The organism is Flavobacterium sp. FPG59, assembly GCF_002150205.1.
Lineage (GTDB): Bacteria > Bacteroidota > Bacteroidia > Flavobacteriales > Flavobacteriaceae > Flavobacterium.
The window spans coordinates 1-6,652 of sequence record NZ_MTCA01000168.1 but is presented as its reverse complement, the minus strand read 5'-3'; the positions used below and the strand labels follow the sequence as shown (position 1 = coordinate 6,652).

Sequence of the window (6,652 nt, the reverse complement as noted above, 5' to 3'; positions counted from 1 at the left end):
GTCTAATACTAACCTAGATTTTGTATATTTATAGTACCGATTTCCTTGAAATAACATGTACCAAATATACCTACCCTAAATTCGACCTTAATAAGCAAAAAATGAAAGCACGTTATATTAGAGTTTCAACGCTAAACCAAAATATTGAAAGACAATTGGCAAAGCAATATAAGGATGAAGTACTATATATTGACAAAGTCAGCGGATCTACTCCATTTATAAAAAGACCAGAAGCTTTTAAATTGATGAAAGATGTTATAGAAAAGAAAATTAAATACATAAGTATATCAAGTATTGATCGATTAGGTAGAAATACATTAGATGTACTTGCAACTATTGAGCAATTACATTTACAAAATGTTTGTTTGAAGGTAGATAATCTTGGCTTAGAGAGTTTAACAAATGGGAAGGAAAACCAAACTTTTAAATTGATAATAAGCGTTCTTGCTAATATTAGTGAAATGGAAAGAAATTCAATTTTAGAAAGGCAACAAGAAGGCATTGCGATTGCAAAAGCTAAAGGAACCTATAAAGGAAGAATAAAAAATACTGTTGAATCATCTGAAAAATTCCTTGCTAAGTATCCGAATGTAGTCAATTATTTTAAAAAAAAAACTCCACCAACTCTAATTGAAATAGCAAAACTTTGTGATTGTTCAAAGAACACAGTACAAAAAGTAAAAAAAATGCTGAATAATTCATTTAAAGAATGATTATTACCAATTCCAAATCAATAAAAACATAGAAAAATTGTCTTTTACATATATTTAGTTACATTTACATTAACTAATAATATTAGTTAATCCTATATTTTATTAAAGCTTAAAGAAACCTCTTTTGACAAGAATTGAACAGTTATTTAATCAACTCGGTTATACTAGAGAAAATGGACTTTTTTATTTAACAGAGTCTGAAGATTGGGTACATAAATTTCCATATCGTATTAGTAAAGTATTGAGAGATATAATTAAACCTTTTGCTTTTTATAGTTTACATCATCATGGAGATATAAATTCTGAACATCCAGAGCCGATAAATAATCCAATCATACTTTTCTTTGATAAGCCAGATGAAGAAAAAAGAAAAGATATACCAAAATGGTCATTTTGCTTTGGACAGGCACCAATAGTTATAATAAATACTTCAGACGATCAGCCTCTAGATATTTTTCATGGATATAGTTTTGCTTCCGAAAATAGCTATTTACTAAAAAAGATTGAATCGGAGCCAAGCGAATTCTCCCTTGTAAATTTAACGTTGGGAAAAACATGGAAAAACTTATATCATAAATACTTTAAAGATGTCCCAAAAGTTGATAAGTATCTTTTAAATAATATAATAGATGCGAGAAGGATCCTAATTGCTTCTGACGGTGGTGATCTTTTACCAAAAATAGCTAATAGGCTGATTGGTAGGCTTTTATTTATAAGATATCTTATAGATCGAAGGGTTGAGTTTAAGGATCAAACTTATATATTGGGTGAAGACAAACTAAGCAGACAGATAAGCTTAAATGAGCTTATAAAAGATAAAATCACTCTTTATAAATTTTTTCATTATCTAACTGCCAAATATCAAGGGGACTTATTTCCACTATATGAAGAAAGTATAGACGTAGATACTGGTGAGATATTAAGTTTATACGACGAAGAAAGTGATGTAAATACTGAGCACCTAGAAATTTTGTATCATTTATTTTCTGGCTCTTCATTTTTTAAATCAGGTTCATCTCATAAAGGTTATTCTGTTCAACCATCTCTATTTATGGTTTATGATTTCGAAGTAATACCTGTCGAACTAATCAGCAATATATATGAAAATTTTATAGGCAAAAAAGCCGAAAATTTTGATGTCGTTCTTACAAATTATAAAAACACTAAACAATTTGAAATAAAGGCATATTATACTCCACCCTTTATTGTTGACTATGTCCTTTCACAGACAGTGACTCCATTTATAGAAAATCAAACGGTTGCTAGCTGTAAGATTTTAGACCCTGCATGTGGTTCAGGTATATTCCTTGTTGAAACGTTAAGAAAGATAATTGAAAAAGAAATTCTTATTCTAGATGCTAAAAATGAAAAAATTTCAAATCAGAGGCTTTGGGAGCTATTGAGGGAAAATATTTTTGGAATTGACATTGATGAAGATGCGATTGAAATTACAATTTTTTCATTATATATAACACTTTTAGATTACAAAACACCGATAGAAATAGAGGATTTTAGATTCGAAAGATTAAGAGACCAAAATTTATTCGGTGGTGCTTCATTCGATTTTTTTAATGAAACTGCTTCCTTTAATGAAATTTTCACTCAAAACGTGGCACTCGATTTCATACTTGGAAATCCACCATGGGGAATAGTTGCTGCATCTAATTATGAGAAATATATCAAAGAAAGAAATTTAAGAGAAGCAGCTATAAATAGTGAGCTGATGGATTCAACAGCCAAAAATATTTCAAAACCATACTTAACGCTTGAACTAGGTAATAGAGAAATTTCACAAGCATTCTTAGTAAGAGTGAGCGATTTCGCTATTAATCCAAATCTCAAGATAGCAATGATTGTAACGGGAAAAAGTTTATACAATTCTGATTCTACTTGTAAAAATTGGCGCGAATATTTTTTAAGTAATTTCATACTAAATCAGGTTCTAGAATTATCATGCGTAAATAATAAAATTGTTGCAGGAAATCAAATTTTTGAGGAAGCAAAGCAAGCTCCTGCTATTCTTTTTTATCAGATGCCAAAAGCAAAGGATGAAATACTTAAGCATGTAGTTACACATATTACTGTTAAACCAAACAGATTCTTTAATTACTTTAGGACAATAGTTATTGAAAAACACGACATAAAAAAAATCCTCCAACGTAATTTTATTAGGAACTTGAATGGGTTCGACTGGCTTTGGAAAGTTATGCTTCATGGTAATTTATTAGATTTCTATTTTATGAAAAGGTTAAAATCTTATGATAATATTGGCGATTACATGCATAATAACGATTTAACGTCTAAAGGGGGACTAAAAGTTACAGATGGAAACAATAAGAAAAACACGGACCAAATTAAAAACTATAAATTTTTAGATGTCGAAGGAAAGAAAGAATTTAAACCATTCAATTTATTACCGACATTAACTTGGGAACAAACTATTGATATCATGCGCCAAAAATTTACTTCACGTAAACCTGGAGCACAAGGTCGTAATAACATAGATAGTGAGGGGAATGTTGGATATTTGCCTGATATACATTTCTTTCGCGGAGAAAAATTACTGGTAAAAAAGGGTTTACAAGCAAAGGAAGATTTTAAGGCAGTAGCCGCTTACACAAATGAAGACGTCATTTTTACCGCAACAGTCTGTGCTATAAAGCCTATAGCTGGTAACATTTCTTCTGTAGAAATTTCGACTTTATTAAAAAGTCTAGCGGCAATAATAAACTCTCGTTTTTTTACTTACTATGTCTTTAATACAAGTTCATCTGCTGGTGTGGACAGAACTCGAATTGATTTTGAGGAGATTTTTTCTGCTCCAGCACTTTGTCATCCTGATCTTGCTTCAATGGTTGATCAAATACAGGGGCTTTACAAACGCATAAATACTTTGGATTTTAATGACTATAATTATTTAGAATTGGCAGATGAAGTAAATAAACTCGAAGAAAAGTGTCAGGAAAAAATTACCGATCTTTTTGAGGTTAGTACAATTGAGCAGTCCTTAATTGATTACTCAACTGAAATTGCAATTCCAATTTTAAAAAGAGCAGAAGAAACAGGATACGGAGGTCGTAATATATTCAAAATGCTTTCAATTTCTAATGATACTGATAAATTATATCTGAAGGATTACGCTATAATATTTGTAGAACATTTTAAACATAGATTTAATTCTCCAGAACAATCATTTTTTGTAAATATTCATATTGCGGAAGATTTTATCGGATTTCATTTTATTGTTAGTAAAAGACCTGACAATGGCGAGACTGTCTTTTATAAAGGAATGGAAGATTCCGAACTTTTAAATGAGATAGGTTTCTTAGGAATACATAGTGTAACTAGGGATTTATACATTCAGCAAGATGTTCGAGGATTTAACAAAAACACATTTTATATTATAAAACCTAACGAAAAAAAATGTTGGCACAAAGCAATTGCTCATCATGATCTTTTAGAATTTATAGATGCTCTTGCTAGAGCTGAAACATCTAACCATAAACGTGCTCAAGTATGATGGACGGTACTCAATTTATTCTAGCAACAGACGGAAGACAATATTATATTGAATCTTTCTTAAAGTCAATCGTTTTTGGCTACTATACACTAGTTGACAGTAAAAAGCAATACAGTAGAAAAACTGTTCACGAAATAGTCAAGGAGATATCCAAGTCAGACAAAGCTTATAATGAAATCGAAGATTACTTATGCACAGAATTAATAAATAAATATGTAAAACCAAATTTACATCTATTTGGTTTAGAAGGACTTGTTGTTGATGTTGGGGTCCGTGAAACTAAGGACAGCGTAACTGTTGGTCATTTGGATGTAAAGTTTCAAGTTCCAAGTTTAGCAGCTAATCATTATTACGCATTTGAAGCGAAAAGACTTGATAAAAATAAAAGTAAACAGAAATACTATATTTCAGGTGGAATAAAACGGTTTACGGGACACAAATATTATCCAGAAACCGACACTATTGTTGCGGGAATGATCGGATTTGTCGAAATTGAATCACTTAAAATAAAGTCTAGAGAGAATTTGGATCTAATAAAAGACAGCTTAAATAATCATATCTCAAGTACTACGATAACAACAACGCAGTTACTGACCAAATTTAAATTAGATGATGAAAGTTATAGTCGGGTAGACAGATTCAAATACATCTATAAATCAAAGCATACTCGTGACACTGATCATCAGGAATTATCAATATACCATATATTTCTAGACTATTATGATATTTTACTAAACTAATTTATACCTGTTTCAGATGATATAATATTTAATATTTCAAAACACATAAGTTTTAAATATTAACATAAACCTCTTATTCCAACAAATAATATTTTGAGAAGGAAAATTACGCTGAATATGTAAATAAATTCAGAATCTATTTTTCTTTCAATCGTATTGCATCTATAACAAAATTGAAGAATACCAATTCAAAATATTTCACATCTTTAAACCTGTTATGTCAAGTAACTTGAATGTTTCAGAAAAAGAATTTCTATTTTATTTTTTTTATAACACCTTGGACAATATGATTCTTTTTATCTTATGTCCAATTGACATCAAATCCCGTACTTTTAATTTGTATTGAATCAATATGTTCAACCTTAATAGAATCTACATCAATTGATAAAGTTTTTTCTCTGAGATCAAGATCTTTCGATTCCCAATCAATTCCTGGCAAATCACACCACGCTGGATTTGAATCATTATCTTTTATTTTTTTTTTCGGAAAACTTACTGATACAGTGTAATTGGGAAGTACTCCTTCATCATCATATTCAATAAGACTTACAGTAATATTTGTACCTTCAGGATACTCGAGTGAAACAACTCTTGAAGCAGAGTGAAACAAAGTGACATTAAGTCCTTTTTTAAATTGGGCAGAAGGAAATATAATTCCATCAAATTTTAATTCTGAAGCAAGGAAATCCGCAATAAACTGAGTAGCTAAGTATTCAGAATGTTCATCATCGGGCATCACCGGCTTAGTCATCCTTTGGCTTAACTTTCTTAAAAACATGATTCTGGATAATTCATTAGCATAATCTTCATCAAAAATACTTCCATTAGCATGTGTATAGTTAAGTGCACTCAGATCCAGTACTTTTAACAATCTCTTTAGTTCAAAACGCGCTACGGCAACTTTACAGCCTACAGGTGGCCGGATTTCTGCCAATGCAGTTTCAGAATTGATTGATCCATAAAAAACAGTGATTCCCCTTGCATTCATTCTTCCTGCCGTTGCAAATTGTGATGGTGGTGGGCCAAGCTCTTTATCAGGAGTTTCAAGTGCGCTTTTAAGTTTAAAATCGGATTGAAATGCTCGTGCTCTGTAAATATGTGTTATATCCGTTTCGGGCCCAATAATGCGAACAACTGGCTTTTCATCATGAGTGTTTAGAAATTCAATTTTTTGGAAAACCGATTTTAAAAGTTCTTCATTATTTTTATTAAAAAAGCGAGTGCTAGTTTTCAGGACATGTTCAAAATTTGCCCACTGTAGCTGCCAATCTAAATCTTCGGGATTCTTAGTATCATAAAAGGTTTCGTTATTAAAATCTGTCGTTTCTCCAATCTCTGCAGCGGAACGGTCATAGTATCTTTCTGCCAAAATTTGCTGGATATCTGCCGCAATTTCTTCATCTATTTCCGCTGCATCCATAATAGCTTCAATTACAGGCATTCCATCAGGTTCCCAAAAATCTGAATTTTTTATTTTATATATGGACCAATTTTCTGGTGGATATTCTGAAGATCGAATATAATGTTGTTCAAAAGCAATATCAATTTTATCCACAAAGTATGAAAGTAAAACCCCTTCAAGATAATCATTTCCGCAGTAAGAGCATTTAACTATAAAACCCTCTTTTTTAATTATAGTTTTCAAGTGGTATTCGTTTACACAATCATAACAAATATAT

At 30.9% G+C, this 6,652-nt stretch carries 4 protein-coding genes; 3 read left to right on the top strand and 1 reads right to left on the bottom strand.

The features are described from left to right. Positions 1 to 101 precede the first annotated feature (101 nt). The 3 genes from FPG59_RS12465 to FPG59_RS12455 all read left to right on the top strand — a co-directional run bounded on the left by FPG59_RS12465 (position 102) and on the right by FPG59_RS12455 (position 4,973). Positions 102 to 713, top strand: coding sequence for a recombinase family protein (locus FPG59_RS12465; protein ID WP_086454921.1), 612 nt, complete (start codon positions 102 to 104; stop codon positions 711 to 713). A gap of 124 nt (positions 714 to 837) precedes the next feature. Then, positions 838 to 4,233 carry a DNA methyltransferase gene (locus tag FPG59_RS12460; protein ID WP_086454920.1) on the top strand — a complete coding sequence of 1,132 codons (3,396 nt, stop codon included), beginning with the start codon at positions 838 to 840 and terminating at the stop codon, positions 4,231 to 4,233. Continuing rightward, a complete protein-coding gene (locus FPG59_RS12455) occupies positions 4,230 to 4,973 on the top strand; it encodes a hypothetical protein (RefSeq protein ID WP_086454919.1) in 744 nt (247 codons plus the stop codon). Before FPG59_RS12460 ends, FPG59_RS12455 begins: the two co-directional genes overlap by 4 nt. Before the next feature lie 301 nt (positions 4,974 to 5,274). Here FPG59_RS12455 and FPG59_RS12450 read toward each other — a convergent pair. Continuing rightward, positions 5,275 to 6,652 (bottom strand): RES family NAD+ phosphorylase (locus FPG59_RS12450; RefSeq protein WP_086454918.1); only part of this gene is annotated, 1,378 nt, incomplete at its 5' end.